Annotated in this window: 23 protein-coding genes and 1 pseudogene; 17 read left to right on the forward strand and 7 right to left on the reverse strand. The window is 59.4% G+C overall.

Annotated features, from left to right (window positions below; all coding sequences use genetic code 11):
• Positions 1-3: 3 nt before the first annotated feature.
• From ACZZ0D_RS15445 to aroC, 4 genes are all read right to left on the reverse strand, one after another.
• Entirely contained in the window at positions 4-549 is a 546-nt protein-coding gene (locus tag ACZZ0D_RS15445; RefSeq protein ID WP_463553713.1) for a 1,2-dihydroxy-3-keto-5-methylthiopentene dioxygenase, read from the reverse strand.
• Between the two features lie 94 nt (positions 550-643).
• Complete coding sequence (locus ACZZ0D_RS15450; RefSeq protein ID WP_008080933.1) at positions 644-1,270, reverse strand: methylthioribulose 1-phosphate dehydratase; 627 nt, start codon at positions 1,268-1,270, stop codon at positions 644-646.
• Complete coding sequence (locus tag ACZZ0D_RS15455; RefSeq protein ID WP_401240426.1) at positions 1,267-2,412, reverse strand: MFS transporter; 1,146 nt, start codon at positions 2,410-2,412, stop codon at positions 1,267-1,269. Before ACZZ0D_RS15455 ends, ACZZ0D_RS15450 begins: the two co-directional genes overlap by 4 nt.
• Before the next feature lie 34 nt (positions 2,413-2,446).
• The gene (gene aroC / locus ACZZ0D_RS15460) at positions 2,447-3,538 is read right to left on the reverse strand and encodes a chorismate synthase (protein WP_008080929.1); all 1,092 of its coding nucleotides are present in this window, start codon (positions 3,536-3,538) and stop codon (positions 2,447-2,449) included.
• A 130-nt stretch (positions 3,539-3,668) separates the two neighbouring features.
• Here aroC and ACZZ0D_RS15465 point away from each other — a divergent pair, with 130 nt between their 5' ends.
• Both ACZZ0D_RS15465 and ACZZ0D_RS15470 read left to right on the forward strand, forming a co-directional pair.
• Positions 3,669-4,622: an alpha/beta hydrolase gene (locus ACZZ0D_RS15465; RefSeq protein ID WP_212544437.1), complete on the forward strand. Its 954-nt coding sequence runs from the start codon at positions 3,669-3,671 to the stop codon at positions 4,620-4,622.
• 98 nt (positions 4,623-4,720) lie between these two features.
• Positions 4,721-5,512, forward strand: coding sequence for a hypothetical protein (locus ACZZ0D_RS15470; protein ID WP_463553714.1), 792 nt, complete (start codon positions 4,721-4,723; stop codon positions 5,510-5,512).
• 100 nt (positions 5,513-5,612) lie between these two features.
• Here ACZZ0D_RS15470 and prmB read toward each other — a convergent pair whose 3' ends face one another.
• The gene (gene prmB / locus ACZZ0D_RS15475) at positions 5,613-6,521 is read right to left on the reverse strand and encodes a 50S ribosomal protein L3 N(5)-glutamine methyltransferase (protein WP_053118677.1); all 909 of its coding nucleotides are present in this window, start codon (positions 6,519-6,521) and stop codon (positions 5,613-5,615) included.
• A 238-nt stretch (positions 6,522-6,759) separates the two neighbouring features.
• Here prmB and ACZZ0D_RS15480 point away from each other — a divergent pair, with 238 nt between their 5' ends.
• The 5 genes from ACZZ0D_RS15480 (at position 6,760) to ACZZ0D_RS15500 (ending at position 9,533) form a co-directional block, all read left to right on the forward strand.
• A complete protein-coding gene (locus tag ACZZ0D_RS15480) occupies positions 6,760-7,350 on the forward strand; it encodes a cysteine hydrolase family protein (RefSeq protein WP_463553715.1) in 591 nt (196 codons plus the stop codon).
• 131 nt (positions 7,351-7,481) lie between these two features.
• On the forward strand, positions 7,482-7,802 hold the full coding sequence (locus ACZZ0D_RS15485; protein WP_007914024.1) for a hypothetical protein: 321 nt from the start codon (positions 7,482-7,484) through the stop codon (positions 7,800-7,802).
• 73 nt (positions 7,803-7,875) lie between these two features.
• Positions 7,876-8,433 (forward strand): Smr/MutS family protein, encoded by a 558-nt coding sequence (locus ACZZ0D_RS15490; RefSeq protein ID WP_159815712.1) that lies wholly within the window; start codon positions 7,876-7,878, stop codon positions 8,431-8,433.
• A gap of 78 nt (positions 8,434-8,511) precedes the next feature.
• Positions 8,512-9,057 carry a GTP cyclohydrolase I FolE gene (gene folE, locus ACZZ0D_RS15495; RefSeq protein ID WP_212551373.1) on the forward strand — a complete coding sequence of 182 codons (546 nt, stop codon included), beginning with the start codon at positions 8,512-8,514 and terminating at the stop codon, positions 9,055-9,057.
• Between the two features lie 104 nt (positions 9,058-9,161).
• Complete coding sequence (locus tag ACZZ0D_RS15500) at positions 9,162-9,533, forward strand: glutaredoxin family protein (protein ID WP_159815716.1); 372 nt, start codon at positions 9,162-9,164, stop codon at positions 9,531-9,533.
• A 163-nt stretch (positions 9,534-9,696) separates the two neighbouring features.
• Here the strand turns inward: ACZZ0D_RS15500 and ACZZ0D_RS15505 are convergent, their stop codons facing one another.
• On the reverse strand, positions 9,697-10,863 hold the full coding sequence (locus tag ACZZ0D_RS15505) for an aminotransferase-like domain-containing protein (protein ID WP_426618012.1): 1,167 nt from the start codon (positions 10,861-10,863) through the stop codon (positions 9,697-9,699).
• A gap of 82 nt (positions 10,864-10,945) precedes the next feature.
• Here ACZZ0D_RS15505 and ACZZ0D_RS15510 point away from each other — a divergent pair, with 82 nt between their 5' ends.
• From ACZZ0D_RS15510 to ACZZ0D_RS15525, 4 genes and pseudogenes are all read left to right on the forward strand, one after another.
• The gene (locus ACZZ0D_RS15510; RefSeq protein WP_122598921.1) at positions 10,946-11,392 is read left to right on the forward strand and encodes a MarR family winged helix-turn-helix transcriptional regulator; all 447 of its coding nucleotides are present in this window, start codon (positions 10,946-10,948) and stop codon (positions 11,390-11,392) included.
• A gap of 59 nt (positions 11,393-11,451) precedes the next feature.
• Positions 11,452-11,562: pseudogene (locus ACZZ0D_RS15515) on the forward strand (MarR family transcriptional regulator); the annotation flags it as partial.
• 291 nt (positions 11,563-11,853) lie between these two features.
• A complete protein-coding gene (locus ACZZ0D_RS15520; protein ID WP_463553716.1) occupies positions 11,854-13,203 on the forward strand; it encodes an NCS2 family permease in 1,350 nt (449 codons plus the stop codon).
• Between the two features lie 89 nt (positions 13,204-13,292).
• Entirely contained in the window at positions 13,293-13,919 is a 627-nt protein-coding gene (locus ACZZ0D_RS15525) for a LysE family translocator (protein ID WP_008080903.1), read from the forward strand.
• 193 nt (positions 13,920-14,112) lie between these two features.
• On the opposite strand, the gene uraH is transcribed toward ACZZ0D_RS15525, so the two are convergent.
• Positions 14,113-14,466, reverse strand: a complete 354-nt coding sequence (gene uraH, locus ACZZ0D_RS15530; RefSeq protein ID WP_008031462.1) for a hydroxyisourate hydrolase — start codon at positions 14,464-14,466, stop codon at positions 14,113-14,115.
• Between the two features lie 443 nt (positions 14,467-14,909).
• Between uraH and puuE the strand changes: the two genes are divergently transcribed.
• The 6 genes from puuE to ACZZ0D_RS15560 all read left to right on the forward strand — a co-directional run bounded on the left by puuE (position 14,910) and on the right by ACZZ0D_RS15560 (position 20,943).
• Positions 14,910-15,836 (forward strand): allantoinase PuuE, encoded by a 927-nt coding sequence (puuE, locus tag ACZZ0D_RS15535; protein ID WP_034151757.1) that lies wholly within the window; start codon positions 14,910-14,912, stop codon positions 15,834-15,836.
• Positions 15,833-16,348, forward strand: a complete 516-nt coding sequence (gene uraD, locus ACZZ0D_RS15540; protein ID WP_008080897.1) for a 2-oxo-4-hydroxy-4-carboxy-5-ureidoimidazoline decarboxylase — start codon at positions 15,833-15,835, stop codon at positions 16,346-16,348. Before puuE ends, uraD begins: the two co-directional genes overlap by 4 nt.
• A gap of 90 nt (positions 16,349-16,438) precedes the next feature.
• Positions 16,439-17,434 (forward strand): allantoicase, encoded by a 996-nt coding sequence (alc, locus tag ACZZ0D_RS15545; protein ID WP_008080896.1) that lies wholly within the window; start codon positions 16,439-16,441, stop codon positions 17,432-17,434.
• Positions 17,435-17,554: 120 nt separating this feature from the next.
• Entirely contained in the window at positions 17,555-18,058 is a 504-nt protein-coding gene (locus ACZZ0D_RS15550; protein WP_053118654.1) for an ureidoglycolate lyase, read from the forward strand.
• 51 nt (positions 18,059-18,109) lie between these two features.
• A complete protein-coding gene (locus ACZZ0D_RS15555; RefSeq protein ID WP_212544302.1) occupies positions 18,110-19,417 on the forward strand; it encodes a urate hydroxylase PuuD in 1,308 nt (435 codons plus the stop codon).
• A 167-nt stretch (positions 19,418-19,584) separates the two neighbouring features.
• Positions 19,585-20,943, forward strand: coding sequence for a nucleobase:cation symporter-2 family protein (locus ACZZ0D_RS15560; protein ID WP_463553717.1), 1,359 nt, complete (start codon positions 19,585-19,587; stop codon positions 20,941-20,943).
• The last annotated feature ends 51 nt before the right edge of the window (positions 20,944-20,994 follow it).

Raw genomic sequence — 20,994 nt, forward strand, 5'->3', positions numbered from 1 at the left:
GAATCAGTCCTCCAGTCGCGGGAAACGGCCAGCGATGTCTTCGCCGGTGAAGTTGGCAACCCAGCCTTCAGGGTTGTTGAACAGGCGGATCGCGACAAAGTGCGGATGCTCGCCCATATCAAACCAGTGCTTGGTGCCGGCCGGTACCGAGATCAGATCATTCTTCTCGCAGAGTACGGCGTAGACGTAATCGTCGATGTGCAGGGTAAACAGCCCACGGCCGGCGACGAAAAATCGTACTTCGTCTTCGCCATGGCGATGTTCTTCGAGGAACTTGGCGCGCAATTCGGCTTTTTGCGGGTGATCGCTGTTCAGGCTGATCACGTCGACGGTGATGTAACCGCGCTCGGTCATCAGTCGGTCAATCTGCTCTTTATAAGCGCTGATCACTTCTTCCTGGGTAGCGCCGGGCTGGATCTTGGCGGCGGCTTGCCAGCGGTCGAAGCGCACGCCCTGCTCGGCCAGGGTCGAGGCGATGTCTTCAAAGTGGGTCAGCACTTTGTTGGGAGTGTCGGGGCTGGAGACGTGATAGACGGACAGGCTGCTCATTGGGGCAATTCCTCGGTATCGGCCTTGCCGTCCGGTTCTTGCAGACCGGTCGGGCACAGCATTTCATCAGGCAAATGGGCTACTTCTGGTGAAGTCAGCCTTGGCGGTTCATGACGCTGCGGGTTTTCAACTCGCACTCAAACAGAAATTCAAAGGCCTCGATCTGGCGCAGCGCGTCGTTCATCTGCGCGCCCCAGGTGTAGAGGCCGTGGCCGCGAATCAGATAGCCGACGCAATCAGGGTGGGCGTCGAGCCAAGGCTGCACCTTGGCGGCGAGGCGCGCAATGTCCTGATCGTTGTCGAAAATCGGCACACGCACCCGCGATTCATGGGTCGAAACACCGCTGAAGGCTTTTTGCAGTTCGTAATCTTCGAACTCGATAAAGTCTTCCGGCGTCAGGCGCGACAACACCGTGGCGTTGACCGAATGGGTGTGCAACACCGCGCCGATCTCCGGCCGCCAGCTATACAGCTGAGTGTGCAGCAGGGTTTCGGCGGACGGTTTTTTGCCCGGCTCCAGGCTATTGCCGGAAAGGTCGGTGGCGAGCACATCGTCCAGACCCAACTGGCCCTTGTGCTTGCCCGACACCGTCAGCAGCGCTTCACTCGGCGACAGACGCGTCGAGTAATTGCTGCTGGTGGCCGGCGACCAGCCGCGACCATAAAGAAAACGCCCGGCGTCGACGATTTGCTGGGCGAGCTGTTCACGCGTAAGGCTCATGGCCTGTCCTCTTGCATACGTGTGGCAATGATAACGGCAGCGGCGAGCGCCGCGAGACTGGCAATACTAAAGGTCAATGTCGCGCCGAGGGCATTCCAGCTGTAACCGGAATACAACGCGCCCATCGCGCCGCCGGTGCCGGCCAGTGCCGCGTACAGTGCCTGGCCCTGCCCTTGCTGGCGCGCGCCGAAGCTACGTTGCACGAAAGCGATGGCAGCAGCGTGAAAACTGCCAAAGGTCGCCGCATGCAGAACCTGCGCGAACAACAGCACCCAGAGAAATTCAGCGAACGAACCTAGCAGCAACCAGCGCAGCGCCGCCAGCAGAAAACTCGCCAGCAATACGCGGCGCAGAGAAAACCGCGCGAGAATCCGGCTCATCGCCATAAACATCAGCACTTCGGCGACCACGCCCACGGCCCAGAGCATGCCGATCGTGCCGCGCGTGTAACCAAGTCGTTCGAGGTGCAAGGTCAGAAAGGTGTAATACGGGCCGTGGCTCATCTGCATCAGCGCCACGCAGCCATAAAACGCCAGCACGCCGGGATTGCGCAGCTGCTTGAGGAAACCCTCGCCGCTCGGCCGATTGCCTTGCGGCGGTTGCGCGTTCGGCACCCACAAGCTGCTGAGGACGATGCCGGCCATGATCAACACCAGCGCCGCCGGGTAGATGTCGAGGCTGAGCCATTCGAACAGACGACCGAGCACCACCACGGTGATGATGAAACCGATCGAACCCCACAGGCGAATCTGGCTGTACCGCGAGGTCTGCCCCTGCAAATGCGCGAGGGTGATGACTTCGAACTGCGGCAGCACCGCGTGCCAGAAGAATGCGTGCAGCGCCATGACCATTGCCAGCCAGGCGTAGGTTTTGCTGACGAAAATCAACGAGAAGGTCAGCAGCGTACACACGGCGCCGAAGCGCACGATGGCCAGGCGCTTGCCGGTGTAGTCGCCGAGCCAGCCCCAGATGTTTGGCGCTACGCAGCGCATCAACATAGGGATCGCGACCAGTTCACCGATTCGCGCCGGACTGAAACCGAGGTGATCGAAGTACAGCGCCAGAAACGGCGCTGTCGAACCCAGCAAGGCGAAATAGAACAGATAGAAACTGGACAGCCGCCAGTAAGGGAGCGCCGCCACGCCAGTTATGCCGCGACGGCTTTAGAGCCTGCCATCAAAGCTGACCCAGCACCGGCGTGCTCACGCGCACATCGGCGTTCTGGCCACGGTGGCGCAGCAGATGATCCATCAACACGATGGCCATCATTGCTTCGGCAATCGGCGTGGCGCGGATGCCGACGCACGGGTCGTGACGGCCCTTGGTGATGACGTCGACGGGGTTGCCGTGGATGTCGATCGAACGGCCCGGGGTGGTGATGCTCGACGTCGGTTTCAACGCCAGATGCGCAACGATCGGCTGACCGGAAGAAATACCACCGAGAATGCCGCCGGCATTGTTGCTGAGGAAACCTTGCGGGGTCATTTCATCGCGGTGTTCGGTGCCGCGTTGGGCGACCGAGGCGAAACCCGCGCCGATTTCCACGCCTTTGACGGCGTTGATGCTCATCAGCGCATGGGCCAGTTCGGCGTCGAGACGATCGAAAATCGGCTCGCCCAGACCCGGCATCACGCCTTCGGCAACGACGGTGATCTTCGCCCCGACCGAGTCCTGGTCGCGGCGCAATTGATCCATGTAGGCTTCCAGCTCCGGGACTTTGTCCGGATCGGGGCTGAAGAAGGCGTTCTCCTCCACCGAATCCCAGGTCTTGAACGGGATTTCGATCGGGCCGAGCTGACTCATGTAGCCACGGATAACGATGCCTTGGCTGGCCAGGTATTTCTTCGCGATTGCACCGGCCGCCACGCGCATCGCGGTTTCGCGCGCCGAGCTGCGGCCACCGCCACGGTAGTCGCGCTCGCCGTATTTATGGTGATAGGTGTAGTCGGCGTGGGCCGGGCGGAACAGATCCTTGATCGCCGAGTAGTCCTTGGACTTCTGGTCGGTGTTGCGGATCAGCAGGCCGATCGAGCAACCGGTGGTGCGCCCTTCGAACACGCCGGAAAGGATTTCGACTTCGTCGGCTTCCTGACGCTGGGTGGTGTGGCGGCTGGTGCCGGGCTTGCGGCGATCGAGGTCGCGCTGCAGGTCTTCGAGGGAGATCTCCAGGCCCGGCGGGCAGCCGTCGACAATGGCGACCAACGCCGGACCATGGCTTTCGCCAGCGGTGGTGACAGTGAACAACTTGCCGTAGGTATTGCCGGACATGCAGGACGCTCCGTGAAATCAAACCCAAATTCGTGATGCGCGCCAGTATACGCAGGCTAACCGAGTAGTTCATCCTCGAACCTTAGCGGTGTTGGCGAGTCCAACCGGCACCTTGACCAATGATGGCGTGATGATGCTGCGAGTTTTGCTCTTGAGTCTTACCTTGTTTACGGGCTTTGCCCAAGCGACGGTCTTACAACGCCCGGTCACTCTGGATACCGGCAGCGGCGAACTTTTCGGCTCGCTGTTGCTGCCAAAGTCCGACAAGCCTGTGCCGGTTGTCCTGATCATTTCCGGCTCCGGCCCTACAGACCGCGACGGAAACAACCCCGACGGCGGCCGCAACGACAGCCTTAAACGGCTGGCGTGGGTGCTGGCCAAACACAACATCGCCAGCGTGCGTTACGACAAACGTGGAGTGGCCGCGAGCCTGCCGGCGACGCCCGACGAGCGCAATTTGTCGATCGAATCTTATGCCGCCGATGCCGTGGCGTGGGGACAGAAGCTCAAGGCTGATCCGCGCTTCGGCCCGCTGATTCTGCTCGGTCACAGTGAAGGCGCGTTGATCGCCAGTCTCGCCGCGCCGAAAGTCGATGCGGCGGCGGTGATCTCTCTGTCGGGGAGTGCCCGACCGGTCGATCAAGTGATTCGTGAACAACTGGCACGGAGCCTGCCGCCCGCGTTGATGCTGCGCAGTAACGAACTGCTCGACAGCCTCAAGGCCGGTCGCACCGATGACAACGTGCCGCAGCCGTTGCAGGTGATCTTCCGCCCGAGCGTGCAGCCCTATCTGATTTCGCTGTTCCGTCAGGATCCGGCGCAAGACTTCGCGCAATTGAAAATGCCGGCGCTGATCATTCAGGGCACGAACGATATTCAGGTCAGCGTTGACGACGCCAAGCGGCTCAAGGCTGCCAAACCGGATGCCGAACTGGTGGTGATCGAGGGCATGAACCACGTGTTGCGCATTGTGCATAACGACATGAAGCGGCAATTGGCCTCCTACAAGGATCCAAACTTGCCACTCGCGGCCGAGTTAGGCGCGACAATCCTCAGTTTTATTGACGGACTTCGCACCCGTTAAACGCTTTTGCCCTCCAGTACCGCAAAAAACGGCCGATAAGCCTTTGTCGCCAGCGCAACGGCTGGCGACAAGCAGGGCTTGGACAGGATCTCGCCGTTATGACTGATACCCAGACTTCACCCGACACCGCCGCTGAAAAAGACGCACCGCCAGCGGCCGAGCTGCCGTGGGCGGACGTCCACGTCGAGCACCACAAGATGCTCCGCCTGGCCCCGCTGCAGACCGACCGCAACACCGGCGGGCGGCCACTGCGCTTTGTCGAATTCGGTTACGCCGAGCGCAACAGCAAAGAAACCAGCCTGATGCGCATGGCGATCAAGCTGCCGGGCCAGCGGGTGCGCAAAGAGCAGAACCAACTGGATGTGTGGGTTGATCACGCGACCAAGCGTGTGCATTTCGGCCCGGACAGCGGTTTGCAGATCGAACCGTTGAACCGTGGCATTGGCCGTTACATGGCCGCGCAAGGCATCAATTGGGCGAAGAAGCGCTGGCCGACCTACACCGTCAACGGCATGGATTTGAACAACAAGGACGCGCTGAACGAAGACACGCGCCTGCGTCGCGATCATTTCCTGCGCGTGCACGGCTTTGATGTGGTCTACGCCGATGCCCAGCATTTGAAGGGCAGCGTCAAGGAAGTGCAGGTCGGCGATTTGCTCGGTGACTGGAACAGCGAGAAGCTGCAGATCGTCGAGATTCTTGAAGCGGCGCAGATGCTCCAGCAGGCTGAGCAGAATCTGGCTGAGCAGGAAGTGAAGCTGAAGAAGCAGGAAGAGAAAGTCGGCAAGTTCAAGCGTGAAGACGCCGGGTTGCGCTTTACGATTACTTGTCTGGTGGCGTTTGCGGTGTTTCAGGCGGGGTTGTTGATCTGGATTGCGACGCACCGATAACGACTTGAGACCGAGTCGCGGCCATTCGCGAGCAGGCTCGCTCCCACAAGGAAGTGCATTCCAAAGGTGGGAGCGAGCCTGCTCGCGAAGCTTTTAAGGGTCAGACGCGGGAAGCGAACAGGGCCTGGTGGTTGCGGCACTGCTCTGCGGTCAGCATGAACACGCCATGCCCGCCGCGCTGGAAGTCCAGCCAGGCGAAGTCGACTTCCGGGTACAACGCATCAACGTGCACCTGGCTGTTGCCCACTTCAACGATCAGCAAGCCCTTCTCGGTCAGGTGATCCGCCGCTTCAGCCAGCATCCGCCGAACCAGATTCAAGCCATCATCACCGCAGGCCAGACCTAGCTCAGGCTCATGCTGATATTCATCCGGCATGTCGGCGAAATCTTCCGCATCGACATAAGGCGGGTTCGACACGATCAGGTCGAAACGCTGACCCGGCAAGCCATCAAAACCATCGCCCTGCACCGTGTACACACGCTCATCGACGCCGTGGCGCTCGATGTTCTGATTGGCCACTTCGAGCGCTTCGAACGACAGATCCGCCAACACCACTTCGGCGTTCTGGAACTCGTAGGCGCAAGCGATGCCGATGCAACCGGAGCCGGTGCACAGGTCGAGAATGCGCGCAGGCTCGGTGCCGATCCACGGCGCGAAGCGGTTTTCGATCAGCTCGCCAATCGGTGAACGCGGAATCAACACACGCTCGTCGACAATGAACGACATGCCGCAGAACCACGCTTCGCCCAACAGGTACGCGGTCGGAATGCGTTCTTCGATGCGGCGCTTGAGCAGGCGCTGCAGGTTGACCAGTTCGTCGTCTTCCAGCGCGCAATCGAGGTAGCTGTCGGCGATTTCCCATGGCAGGTGCAAGGCACCGAGTACTAACTGGCGTGCTTCGTCCCACGCATTGTCGGTGCCATGGCCGAAAAACAGATCCTCCCCATGGAAGCGGCTGACGGCCCAACGGATGTGGTCGCGCAGGGTACGAAGTCGGGAAGTGATCACGGGGCAGAACTCCAGAAAAAACGACTGGCGATTCTACCAGCCAAAACGCGTAACAACGACGCAGGAAAAACTTCGAGCGACGGTAGGAGTTTTCTTTTTTTTGCATCAGCCACTGAACAGAACGTGTAACGTGACGGGGCTGCAGGCCACAATCGACGGTGCCTACGATGGTAGCGATTCACAGAATCGCTCAGCCAGAGGACAATGCCGCAAAAGCCCCACCCCAAGGAGCCCCAGAATGTCCGTTCCAAAAACGATGTTTCAACTCAGCGGCCGCGGTTACGCAGCGGCCACTCTGAGCCATGCCACCGTGGTCATCATCGATGCCCAGAAGGAATACCTCAGTGGCCCGCTGGCCCTGAAAGGCATGGACGCGGCCGTCGCGAACATCAAACAAGTGGTTGCCGCAGCCCGTGCAGCCGGTCGGCCGATCGTGCACGTGCGTCACCTCGGCACCGTTGGTGGTCTGTTCGACCCGCAAGGCGAGCGCGGTGAGTTCATCCCGGGCCTCGAACCGCAGGGCGACGAAACCATCATCGGCAAACTGCTGCCGAGCGCGTTCCACGGCACCGAGTTGCTCGATCGCCTGCAAAACCTTGGTTCGCTGGATCTGATCGTTTGCGGTTTCATGAGCCACTCCAGCGTCAGCACCACGGTGCGCGCCGCGAAGAACCTGGGTTTCCGCTGCACTTTGGTTGAAGATGCCTGCGCCACCCGTGACCTGCCGTTCAAGGGCCGTGTGCTCAGTGCCGAACTGGTACAGGAAGCCGAAATGGCGATCATGGCCGACAACTTCGCCACCCTCGCCTTGACTCAGGATCTGATCTGATTCGAGCTCAGATGAGCGGCGCGCATGGCCGCTCATCCGCAAAACCCTCTCATTTGCCGCAATTGCCTTAGCCTCAGGAACAACATCGTCAACTCCCGGTCGAAGGGCCGATACCATTGAGGAAGGTCGGAATGAAGTTATCCGATGGATTTGACGCTCGCCGCTTGCGGCCCAAAGGCCAAAGTAACTGGCGTTTTCGATTCGGCGCTGCGATCGCTGCCATTCTGGCGACGTTCGGGGTGCTGCTGGCGATGGCCGGTGCCGCCAGCCTGCTGGGGCGCCCGCCGGCGCTCGGTGATTTGAATGCCACGCCGATGGGTTCGGCAATCATTCTGGCGGTCGGTTTGCTGTTTCTGTATTTCGGTGTCGCCCTGTGGCGCCGCTGCCGCCGTCGCGCACGGCAATCGCGGGAACTGAACATGTCCCCGCACCTGATGAAAAAACACGATTGAACAATGGCCTGGCTTTTTGCCGGGCCGTTTTGTTTCGACTTGGGTAAACTGGCCGCCCTTCGCGGAGGCTGACATGCAAGACGACGATTTTTCCCTGTTCAAAAACGAGCTGCGCGGCGTCAAGCCGATCAAGCACGACCGCGCCGACACCGGCAAGCCCAAGACTGACCGCGCGCAAATCGCCAAGCTGCGCCAATCCGCCACCGTGCGCACCGACGCCACCACTGTTGATGGTCTGTCCGATCAGTTCGTGATCGACGTCGGCCCGGAAGACGAGCTGATGTGGTCGCGCGACGGCGTGCAGGAAAGTCAGATGCGCAAGCTCAAGGTCGGTCAGATTCCGTTTGAAGGCAGCCTCGATCTGCATGGCATGAGCGTCGAAAAGGCTCGCGAAACCCTTTGGGCGTTTCTTGCAGAAGCGACCAAATTTGAAATCCGCTGCGTCCGCGTCACTCATGGCAAAGCCGTGCGGCTTGACGGCAAACGCCCGATGATCAAAAGCCACGTCAACACCTGGCTGCGTCAGCATGCACAGGTGCTCGGGTTCTGCTCGTGTCAGGCCAAACATGGCGGCGCGGGTGCGGTGTACGTGATGCTCAAGCGCACGATGATGGAAGGTCGCGACGAATAATCCCGTTACACCGAACTTGCAGGGTCGTGTCCGCCACCGTACCCTTGCCCTTTGCGAAAATCCCCCACAGGTAGTTTCATGTCCCTGGAACAGAATTACACCGCGATTCTCGGCCAACTGGGCGAGGACGTCTCCCGCGAGGGCCTGCTCGACACGCCGAAGCGTGCCGCCAAAGCCATGCAGTACCTCTGCCGCGGTTATGAACAAACGCTTGAAGAGGTCACCAACGGTGCCCTGTTCAGCTCCGACAACAGCGAAATGGTGCTGGTCAAGGACATCGAGCTGTACTCGTTGTGCGAACACCACATGCTGCCGTTCATCGGCAAGGCGCACGTTGCGTACATCCCGAGCGGCAAAGTGCTGGGCCTGTCGAAGGTTGCGCGCATCGTCGACATGTACGCGCGTCGTCTGCAGATTCAGGAAAACCTCAGCCGCCAGATCGCCGACGCCATCATGCAAGTAACCGGCGCACTGGGCGTTGCCGTAGTGATCGAGGCCAAGCACATGTGCATGATGATGCGCGGTGTCGAGAAGCAGAATTCGTCGATGATCACTTCGGTGATGCTCGGTGAGTTCCGTGAGAACGCTGCCACCCGCAGCGAGTTTCTCAGCCTGATCAAGTAACGCGCCGCACGAAAAAAACCGGCATTCATCGCCGGTTTTTTTTCGCCCGTGAAAAATCGGGTAAGCTGCGCGCCTTTCTCAATCTGCACCGTGAGGCTTTCAACGTGTTCGTCAAAGCGCTTCGTGTCGGCCTCGGCCAACTGGTTATCTTCATCGACTTCCTCACCCGTCCGGGCAAGAAAAAGCGCCCCGCCGCTGCTCAGGCTCAGGTAGATGCCGCCGCGAAAGATCTGACCCTGTATCAGTTTCACGCCTGCCCGTTCTGCGTGAAAACCCGCCGTACGTTGCGTCGTCTGAATGTGCCGGTGGCGCTGAAGGATGCGAAGAATAATGAACAGGATCGCCAGGCGCTGCTGGAACAGGGCGGCCGGATCAAAGTGCCTTGCCTGCGCATTGAAGAGAATGGGCAGACGACGTGGATGTATGAGTCGAAGGTGATTATTGATTATCTGGATAAGCGATTTGCTGCGGTCTGATGGTTATGTGGTGGGCTGATTGACGCCTTCGCGAGCAAGCCCGCTCCCACAATTTGAAATGCATTCCCCTGTGGGAGCGGGCTTGCTCGCGAAGAGGCCCGCACAGACACAGCAAATCCCAGACAAAAATAAACCGGCCCTTGAGCCGGTTTATTTGTTTTTATCACGCCGCTTTATTTATCTGCGCCTGCCGCACCACCGCCGCCAGCCGCTTCAACCCTTCATCCAGTCGCGCCGGATCGATATGGCTGAAATTCAAACGCAAGTGCCCATGATGATTATCCGGCTCCGGGAAGAACGGCTCGCCCGGCATAAACGCCACATCATTGGCCAACGCCTCATTCAATAGCGTTCGCGTATCCAGCGGTTGCTTCAACGTAAGCCAGAAAAACAGCCCGCCCTGCGGCATGTTCCAATCTGCCAAATCGGCAAAGTGCGTTTCCAGTGCCGATTGAAACGCATCGCGTCGCTGGCGATAGAACCCACGCAACTCACTCAAATGCTGCTGATATTTCTCTGTGCCGATCCATTGCAGCGCCTGCCACTGGCCGATGCGATTGGTGTGCAGATCCGCCGATTGCTTGAGTTTAAGCAGGTGCGGAAACAGATCCGGGCTGGCGATCAAGTAGCCAACGCGCAAACCCGGCAGCAGGGTTTTCGACACGGTGCCGGTGTAGATCCAGCTGGATTTCTGCAAGCGTCCGGCAATCGGTTTGGCGCTGCCGCCGTCGAAGGTCAGTTCGCGGTAGGGCTCGTCTTCGATCAAGGTCACGCCGAATTCATCGAGCAATGCGGCGACTGCTGCGCGTTTGGCTTCGCTGTAGCGCACGGCTGATGGATTCTGAAAAGTCGGGATCAGGTAGATGAACGCCGGACGATGCTGCTCCAGTCGATTGCGCAATTGCACCAGGTTCGGGCCGTCGGACTCTTGTGGCACGGTCAGGCAATCGGCGCCGAACAACTGGAAGATTTGCAGTGCGGCCAGATAGGTCGGCGCTTCGAGCAGAATCTCCGTGCCTTTGTCGATGTACAGCTTGGCCGCCAGATCGAGGGTTTGCTGGGAGCCGCTGACCACCAATACCTGACTCGCCTCGCATTCCAGACCGAGCGCCCTCGCCTCCGCCGCCAACGCTTCGCGCAACGCCGGTTCGCCTTCGCTCATGCCGTATTGGCCGAGCGCCAGCGGCATGTCCGCCCATTCGACTTTCGGCAACATGGCTTCGGCGGGCAAGCCACCGGCGAACGACATCACCTCAGGACGCTGGGCGGCGGCGAGGATTTCACGGATCAAAGAACTTTTAAGGCGCGAGACACGTTCGGAAAAAGCCATGGAGGTCACCGGTAGCGAGGGTGGTTTAAAATGAGTCAAACTGGTTGACTGAAATTACGACAGCTTGAGCGAGTACGTCAACATGCTTGACCTTAAAAACCCAGCGAGCCAGCAGCAGGCGATGGAAGCGTTTTTCTTCGGTTATCAGGCGTTCACCGCCAAGGCTGACGAAATGCTTGAGCGCCGCGGGTTGTCGCGGGTGCATCAGCGCATCGTGTTTTTCATCGCGCGTTATCCGAATTTGAGCGTGAAGGAATTGCTTGGCTTGCTCGGCGTGAGCAAGCAGGCGCTGAACATGCCGTTGCGGCAGTTGCAGGAAATGCACCTGGTCGACAGCGTGGCGTCGGAGGCAGACAAGCGAAAACGGCTGCTGGAGTTGACGGCGGAAGGCGCGAAGTTTGAGCAGGCGTTGCGGCGTGAGCAGGTGAAGCTGCTGGAGCGGGTGTTTGCCGAGGCCGGGGAGGCGGCGGTGAACGGGTGGTTGGCGGTGAATCTGGCGCTGGGGAACAGTCAGACAGTTCTCGATTGAATGGGCCGGCCTCTTCGCGGACAAGCCCGCTCCCACAGGGGAACGCATTTCAAATGTGGGAGCAGGTGAAGCTGCTGGAGCGGGTGTTTGCCGAGGCTGGGGAGGCGGCGGTGAATGGGTGGTTGGCGGTGAATCTGGCCCTTGGGGAAAGTCAGACAGTTTTCGATTGAATGGGCCGGCCTCTTCGCGGGCAAGCCCGCTCCCGCAGGGGAACGCATTTCAAATGTGGGACTGGGCTTGCTCGCGAAGACGTCCGAACAGACGATATATCCCTATCAATGGAACTTTCGTAAACAAAACCAAAAACAATATTTGCTTTATTTGTACACAAAAGCATAATCCACAGCGTGCGAGTTCCTGACCGCATGGTCAACAAATTCGCAAGTGCCTCAAAGGGCCGCTGCCACCCCTCATGGGTCCGGCCCTGGAAATAACAATAAAACTCTTGAGGAGTACTCGCTGTGGAAAGCCGCAAATCCGAAGCATCGACGCTGGATCTCTCGCCGCCATTACGCACTGGCCTGCTGGAGCGCTTGTTCAAACTCAGCTTGCATGGCACCACGGTGAAGACCGAGCTGATTGCCGGTCTGACAACCTTCATCACCATGGCTTACATCATCTTCGTCAACCCGAACATCATGGCCGATGCCGGGATTGACCACGGTGCGGCGTTCGTCGCCACCTGTATCGCCGCCGCACTGGGCTGCCTGTTGATGGGCCTGTACGCCAACTGGCCAGTCGGCCTGGCGCCGGGCATGGGCCTCAACGCGTTCTTCACGTACACCGTGGTCGGCACCATGGGCTACAACTGGGAAACCGCGCTGGGTGCGGTGTTTGTTTCCGGCGTGTTGTTCATGATCCTGACCTTCTCGCGGATCCGTGAGTGGCTGCTCAACAGTATTCCGGTCAGCCTGCGCTATGCGATGGGTGCCGGTGTGGGCTTGTTCCTCGGTCTGATCGGCCTGAAAACCGCTGGCATTGTCGTCGACAGCCCGGCAACCCTGATCAAGCTTGGCTCCCTGCGTGAGCCCGGCCCGCTGCTCGCCGCCATCTGCTTCCTGATGATTGCGATCCTCAGCTACCACAAAATCTTCGGCGCGATCCTCATCAGCATCATCACCGTAACCCTCGCCGGTTGGGGTCTGGGCATTGTGCATTACGAAGGGATCATGTCGACGCCGCCAAGCCTGGCGCCGACCTTCATGGCCATGAACGTGGCCGGCGTGTTTAACGTCAGCATGATCAGCGTGGTGTTGGCCTTCCTCTTTGTACACATGTTCGACACTGCCGGCACGCTGATGGGCGTTGCCCAACGCGCCAATCTGGTCGGCCCGGACGGTCGCATCGAAAACCTCTCCCGCGCGATGAAAGCCGACAGTGCTTCCAGCGTATTCGGTGCGGTAGTCGGCGTTCCGCCCGTCACAAGTTATGTAGAAAGTGCTGCCGGTGTGGCCGCTGGTGGTCGGACTGGTCTTACCGCAGTGACCGTAGGTGTGCTATTTATAGCGGCAATGTTTTTCGCACCGCTGGCCGGCATGATTCCCGCTTACGCCACCGCCGGTGCATTGATCTACGTAGCAATGCTGATGATGGGCGGCATGGCCCACATCGAGTGGGACGAAGCCACTGATGCCATCCCGGCAATCGTCACCGCCATCATGATGCCGCTGACCTTTTCGGTCGCCGATGGTATCGCACTGGGCTTCATCACCTACGTGGCGCTGAAGGCCGGTACCGGCAAGTACAAGGAAATCTCCGTGAGCCTGTGGGTGCTCTGCGCGATCTTCATCGCCAAGTTCATCTTCCTGTAAGCGCTACGCGGTTCAGGCTTCAAAACGGCCTCACCCTCACGGGTGGGGCTTTTGTGCATTTTTCAGTACAACAAAAAAGGAGGAAAGTGATGAGTCTGGAAACCTGGCTGCTGTTCAGCGGCGCTGCGTTGGTGGTGATCCTGATTCCGGGGCCACTGTCATTGCTGATGATCAGCAACAGTCTGAATTACGGTTTGCGCCGTTCTTACCCGGCGTTTTTGGGTGGCGTGATTGCATCGATCTGTTTGCTCAGTGCTTCGGCTTTGGGACTGGGCGCCCTGCTATTGGCGTCGGAGCAATTGTTCAGTGCGCTGAAAATCGTCGGTGCGCTGTACCTGTTCTACCTCGCCTGGCAGAGCTGGCAGCAATCGCGTCAGCCATCGGTAGGCGCAGAAGTGCCTCAGGCTGCACCGACTCCGCGCTTTCGCACCTTGTTCGGGCGCGCGTTTGTGCTGGGCGCGAGCAATCCGAAGGACATCCTGTTCTTCGCCGCGTTTCTGCCGCAGTTCCTCAGCGCGCAGCAACCGTTCCTGCCGCAGTTGCTGATCATGATTGCCACCTGGGTGGTGCTTGATCTGTGCTGCAAACTGGCTTACGGGCTGGGTGCGCATGGGGCGGCGCGGTATCTGCGCAGTGGCAAGGGGCAGAGTTGGTTTAACCGGATCAGTGCCGGGTTGTTCAGTGGTGCGGGTGCTGCGTCCCTGTTGAGCCGCTAACAGCAAAAGCTTCGCGAGCAAGCCCGCTCCCACATTTGGAATGCGTTCCACCTGTGGGAGCGGGCTTGCTCGCGAAGGCGTCAGACCAGACACCACTTTCTCAAGGACGAAAAAAAGCCCGCAGTGTGGGCGGGCGAAAGACCAAAGAAGCTATATGCGCAGTCGCTTCCCGGTGGGGGCAGCTGCTTGGGGGTCAGCTGCCCCGGTACGTGGAATAGCTGTACGGCGAAATCAGCAACGGAACATGGTAGTGATCCTGTTCGGCAGAGATGCCGAAGCGCAGCACAACCACGTCCAGAAAGGCCGGTTCCGGCAACTGAACACCACGGGCACGGTAGTAATCGCCCGCGTGGAACTGAACCTGATAAACGCCGGTTCGATAATCATCGCCTTGCAGCAGCGGTGCATCGACCCGGCCATCGCTGTTGGTAATCGCACTGGCGACCAATTCCAGTTGCGAACCTTCAACGCGGTACAGCTCGACCTTGATCGAACTGCCCGGGCAACCGTGTGCAGCGTCCAAAACGTGTGTTGTCAAACGTCCCATTGATTCTGCGCGCCTGCCTGCGTGGAAGCAGTCAGACTTCGCGCCTCCCGAAGTCAGTTGAAAAGGAGACCGCACCGATTCGGAGCACGAAAAGCTGCGGCGAGCGACTGATTAAGACACTTTTCAAAAAAATTGTACACAATAAAAACGACATTTTTCACATCACCCCCGCCATTCGGGCGTTTCCCCTTGATCTGCCAGCAACGCGCCTATTCATTGAACCTCCTATCCATAAGCTGACGGGTCAGGCAGGTTTCTTGCAGGCTCACGCCAACAGCAGTAAAAGATGACAGTCGGTGAAAAATGCGAAAATTCAGGCTTACAAATTGCGATTAAAGTTGTATACAATCAGCCCATCGCTGTGACGCCAGCCTGTTCACTCACCGCCAGGCCGCCACAAAATCCCGACTTTGAACAAGTCATGAATAAGAAGGAAGACTGCAGTGAGCGCTGACTACCCACGCGACCTGATCGGTTACGGCAGTAACCCTCCTCACCCACACTGGCCGGGCAATGCCCGCATCGCCCTGTCCTTCGTACTCAATTACGAAGAAGGCGGCGAGCGCAACATTCTGCACGGCGACAAAGAATCCGAAGCCTTCCTGTCTGAAATGGTTGCTGCTCAGCCGCTGCAAGGCGCGCGCAACATGAGCATGGAATCGCTTTACGAGTATGGCAGCCGTGCCGGCGTCTGGCGGATCCTGAAACTGTTCAAGGAATTCGACATTCCGCTGACCATCTTCGCCGTCGCCATGGCCGCCCAGCGCCACCCGGACGTGATCCGCGCGATGGTCGATGCCGGCCACGAGATCTGCAGCCACGGCTACCGCTGGATCGACTATCAGTACATGGACGAAGCGCAGGAACGCGAGCACATGCTCGAAGCGATCCGCATCCTCACCGAAATCACCGGCGAGCGCCCACTGGGCTGGTACACCGGCCGCACGGGCCCGAACACCCGTCGCCTGGTCATGGAAGAAGGCGGTTTCCTCTACGACTGCGACACCTACGACGATGACCTGCCCTACTGGGAACCGAACAACCCGACGGGCAAGCCGCATCTGGTGATCCCGTACACCCTCGACACCAACGACATGCGCTTCACGCAAGTGCAGGGTTTCAACAAGGGTGACGACTTCTTCGAATACCTCAAAGACGCGTTCGACGTGCTCTACGCCGAAGGCGCTGAAGCACCGAAAATGCTCTCGATCGGTCTGCACTGCCGCTTGATCGGCCGTCCGGGTCGCATCGCTTCGCTCAAGCGCTTTATCGAATACGCCAAAAGTCATGAACAGGTGTGGTTCAGCCGTCGCGTCGACATCGCGCGTCACTGGCACGAAACCCAGCCGTACCAAGGGGCCGCCAAATGAGCCGCTTTCAAACCCTGCAACCGTCGACCCTGAGCCGCGACGCTTTCGTCAAAGCTTTCGCCGACATCTACGAACATTCGCCATGGGTGGCCGAGAAGGCCTACGACCTGGGCGTGGACGCTTCGATCGACGAGATCGAAACCCTGCACCAGCGCATGAGCGACATCCTGTTGAGCGCCGATCACGCCAGTCAACTGGCCCTGATCAACGCTCACCCGGACCTGGCCGGCAAAGCTGCCGTCCAGGGCCAACTGACCGAAGCCAGCACCAATGAACAAGCTGGCGCCGGTATTCACCAATGCACGGCCGAAGAGTTCCAGCGCTTCACCGAGCTGAACGACGCCTACAAAGCCAAGTTCAAGTTTCCCTTCATCATGGCGGTAAAAGGCAGCAACCGGCATCAGATCCTCGCGGCGTTCGAAACGCGCATTCACAACTCGCAAGACACCGAGTTCAAATGCGCGCTGGCGGAGATCAACAAGATTGCCCTGTTCCGTTTACTGACCCTATAGCGAGCCTGGCCCGAGAAACCTCTAGAACGCTTGTGTTTCCCAGGGCCCTGCAAGCATCCCCAGCCACTTATTTAAAGGCAGACAAGAAGAATGAAAGCTTACGCCGTACCTTTCGAGAAGTTCGTCAACCTGGCCGATGCCCGTCTGGGCACCAAAATCATCTCGGTCACCGATGACTGGTTCGCAGACGCCAATCGTCTGTTCCAACCGACCCCGGCCGTATGGAAGGAGGGCGTGTTCGATGACAACGGCAAGTGGATGGACGGCTGGGAATCGCGCCGCAAGCGCTTCGAAGGCTTCGACAGCGCAGTGATCCGTCTGGGCGTACCGGGCTCGATCAAAGGCGTGGACATCGACACTTCATTCTTCACCGGCAACTTCCCGCCATCGGCCTCGCTGGAAGCGTGCTTCCTGGCCTCGGGCGAGCCTGACGAAAACACCCAGTGGACTGAAGTGCTGTCGGCCGTCGAGCTGCAGGGCAACAGCCACCACTACCACGAAATCAGCAACGACCAAGCGTTCAGCCACCTGCGCTTCAACATCTACCCGGACGGCGGTGTTGCCCGTCTGCGCGTGTACGGTGTGCCGCATCGCGACTGGTCGGCCGTTGGCGACAACGAGCAAGTCGATCTGGCAGCAGCCCTCAACGGTGGCCGCGCCCTCGCCTGCTCCGACGAACACTTCGGCCGCATGAGCAACATCCTCAACCCGGGCCGTGGCATCAACATGGGCGACGGCTGGGAAACTGCACGTCGTCGTACGCCGGGCAATGACTGGGTCATCGTCGCGCTGGGTCACCCGGGCGAGATCGAGAAGATCGTCGTCGACACCCTGCACTTCAAAGGCAACTACCCGGACACTTGCTCGATCCAGGGCGCGTTCGTGAAAGGCGGTACTGACAGCCAGATCGAAACCCAGTCGCTGTTCTGGCGCGATCTGCTGCCAAGCCAAAAGCTGGAAATGCACGCCGAGCACACCTTCGTCGAGCAGATCAAAGCACTGGGCCCGATTACCCACATCCGCCTGAACGTGTTCCCGGACGGTGGCGTGAGCCGCCTGCGCGTTCTCGGCAAGGTCGCTAAATAAGCAGTGAAGCCATTCGCGAGCAGGCTCGCTCCCACAAGGGATTGCATTCCAAAGGTGGGAGCGAGCCTGCTCGCGAAAGCGTCAGAACAGTCAACACAGAATTCGGATAAGAAGAACAGCATGCGCACACTAACGATTGAACCGCTGACCAAAGAAGCCTTCGCCCCTTTCGGTGACGTGATCGAAACCGACGGCAGCGATCACTTCATGATCAACAACGGTTCGACCATGCGCTTCCATAAACTGGCGACGGTCGAAACCGCTCAGCCTGAGGACAACGCGATCATCAGCATCTTCCGCGCCGACGCGCAGGACATGCCGCTGACCGTTTGCATGCTGGAACGCCATCCGCTGGGCAGCCAGGCTTTCATACCGCTGCTCGGCAACCCCTTTCTGATCGTGGTCGCGCCAGTTGGCGATGAACCTGTATCAGGCTTGGTCCGCGCCTTCGTCACCAACGGCAGGCAGGGCATTAATTACCATCGCGGCGTTTGGCACCATCCGGTGCTGACGATCGAAAAGCGGGATGACTTCCTGGTGGTTGATCGCAGTGGCACAGGCAATAACTGCGATGAGCATTTTTTCAAAGAGGAAGAGCGTCTGTTCCTCGCCCCCCACCAATAAGAGAAGGTCTGATCACTCGACAACAAGAGTGACAGGCGAGAGGTAAAGACTGTGGAAGCACATCTGTTGGAATGGCTGAACCTGAGCGTGCGCTGGGTTCACATGATTACTGGCGTGGCCTGGATCGGCGCGTCGTTCTACTTCGTCTGGCTGGAGAACAACCTCAACCGCGTCAACCCGAAAACCGGTCTGGCCGGTGACCTGTGGGCGATCCACGGTGGCGGTATCTATCACCTCGAAAAATACAAACTGGCCCCGCCGGCAATGCCGGAGAACCTGCACTGGTTCAAATGGGAAGCCTACTTCACCTGGATGTCGGGTATCGCGCTGCTGTGCGTGGTGTTCTACTCCAATCCGACGCTCTACCTGCTGGCTCCGGGCAGCACACTGAGCGGCCCTGAAGGCGTGGCCATCGGTATCGGCTCGCTGTTCCTCGGCTGGTTCATCTACTCCTTCCTGTGCGACTCGGCCTTGGGCAAACGCCCTGCTCTGCTCGGCTTCATTCTGTTCGTGCTGATCATCGGCGCGGCGTATGGCTTCAGCAAAGTGTTCAGCGGTCGTGGTGCGTACCTGCACGTCGGCGCGATCATCGGCACCATCATGGTCGGTAACGTGTTCCGCATCATCATGCCGGCGCAACGCGCACTGGTGGCGGCAATTGCCGAGAACCGCACGCCGGATCCGGCGCTGCCGGCGAAAGGCTTGCTGCGTTCGCGTCACAACAACTACTTCACCCTGCCGGTGCTGTTCATCATGATCAGCAACCACTTCCCGAGCACCTATGGCAGCCAGTACAACTGGTTGATCCTGGCCGGGATCGCGGTGTTGGCCGTGTTGGTGCGTCACTACTTCAACACCCGTCACGACAGCCACAAGTTTGCCTGGACTCTGCCAGTGGCAGCGGTGGGCATGATCACGCTGGCGTACGTCACCGGCCCAACGCCGATGTCGACCGCTCCGGAAGTGGCCAAGGCTCCAGCAAAAATCGAGTACCAACCGCTGCCGGAAACGGCTTTGGGTGGTGGCGCGAAACCGGCTGAAGCGGCACCGGCAGCCCCTGCCGAACCTGCTGCACCGGCACAAGCCTCCAACGCCGGCCCTGGCTTTGACAAAGTGCACAGCGTGATTCAAGAACGCTGCGCGGTTTGCCACTCGGCCAAGCCGACCAGTCCGTTGTTCAGCGCAGCGCCAGCGGGTGTGATGTTCGACACCCCTGAGCAGATCCGCCAGAACGCGGCGCGGATTCAGGCACAAGCGGTCACCAGTCAGATCATGCCACTGGGCAACATCACACAGATGACCCAGCAGGAACGTGACCTGATCGGCGCCTGGATTGTGCAGGGAGCCCAGACCAACTAAGCAAAAGCTTCGCGGGCAAGCCTTGCTCCTACCAGGATCACCTGAATCCTGTAGGAGCAAGGCTTGCCCGCGAATAGCCGCAACGCGGTTTTACCTGATGCAAAGAAACAGCTGCGAGCAACCCGGCAGCTGTTCAATCACAAGAATAAAAAGATCTGAGGTGTTGCATGTCCGAGCTGTCCAAAGCGCGCATCCCCGACGCACCCGCCATTCAGCGATTGCCCCTTTTGCAACTGATCCTGGTCGGTTTGCAACATGTTCTGCTGATGTACGGTGGTGCCATCGCGGTGCCGCTGATCATTGGACAGGCCGCTGGCCTGAGTCGTGAAGAAATTGCCTTCCTGATCAACGCCGACCTGCTGGTCGCCGGTGTCGCCACCATCGTGCAATCCATGGGCATCGGCCCGATGGGCATTCGCATGCCGGTGATGATGGGCGCCAGTTTTGCCGCGGTCGGCAGCATGGTCGCCATGGCCGGCATGCCCGGTATCGGCCTGCAAGGCATCTTCGGCGCAACGATCGCCGCTGGTTTCTTCGGCATGATCATCGCGCCATTCATGTCCAAGGTCGTACGCTTCTTCCCGCCTCTGGTGACCGGCACGGTCATCACCTCGATCGGTTTGTCGCTGTTCCCCGTCGCCGTGAATTGGGCGGGCGGCGGTGCAGGCGCTACGCAATTCGGTTCACCGATTTATCTGGCCATCGCCGCCCTGGTGTTGGGCACCATTCTGCTGGTGCACCGTTTCATGCGCGGTTTCTGGGTCAACATTTCCGTACTGATCGGCATGTGCTTCGGCTACATCCTGTGCGGCTTGATCGGTATGGTCGACCTCAGCGGCATGGCCAATGCGCCATGGATTCAGTTCGTTACCCCGCTGCATTTCGGCATGCCGAAATTCGAACTCGCGCCGATCCTGTCAATGTGTCTGGTGGTGGTGATCATCTTCGTCGAGTCCACCGGGATGTTCCTCGCGCTGGGCAAGATCACCGGCCAGGAAGTCTGCCCGCGCATGCTGCGTCGCGGCTTGCTGTGTGATGCCGGCGCCTCGTTTGTCGCCGGTTTCTTCAACACCTTCACCCACTCCTCGTTCGCGCAAAACATCGGCCTGGTGCAGATGACCGGCGTGCGCTGCCGCTCGGTGACCATCGTTGCCGGTGGCTTGCTGATCGTGCTGAGCCTGCTGCCGAAAGCCGCGTTCCTGGTGGCATCGATTCCACCGGCAGTACTCGGCGGCGCAGCGATTGCGATGTTCGGCATGGTCGCCGCGACCGGTATCAAGATTCTGCAAGAAGCCGACATCGGTGACCGTCGCAACCAGTTGCTGGTGGCGGTGAGCATCGGCATGGGCCTGATCCCGGTGGTGCGTCCTGAGTTCTTCGCGCACCTGCCGATGTGGATGAGCCCGATTACTCACAGCGGCATCGCCATGGCAACGCTCAGCGCGCTGACGCTGAACCTGCTGTTCAATATTCTCGGCGGCAAAGAGCGCGCGGCCATCAACGACTGCCACGCACACCAGCACTAAACGCAACAAAGATATCCCCATGTGGGAGCGGGCTTGCTCGCGAAAGCGGTA

This window comes from Pseudomonas sp. AC193, assembly GCF_979258075.1.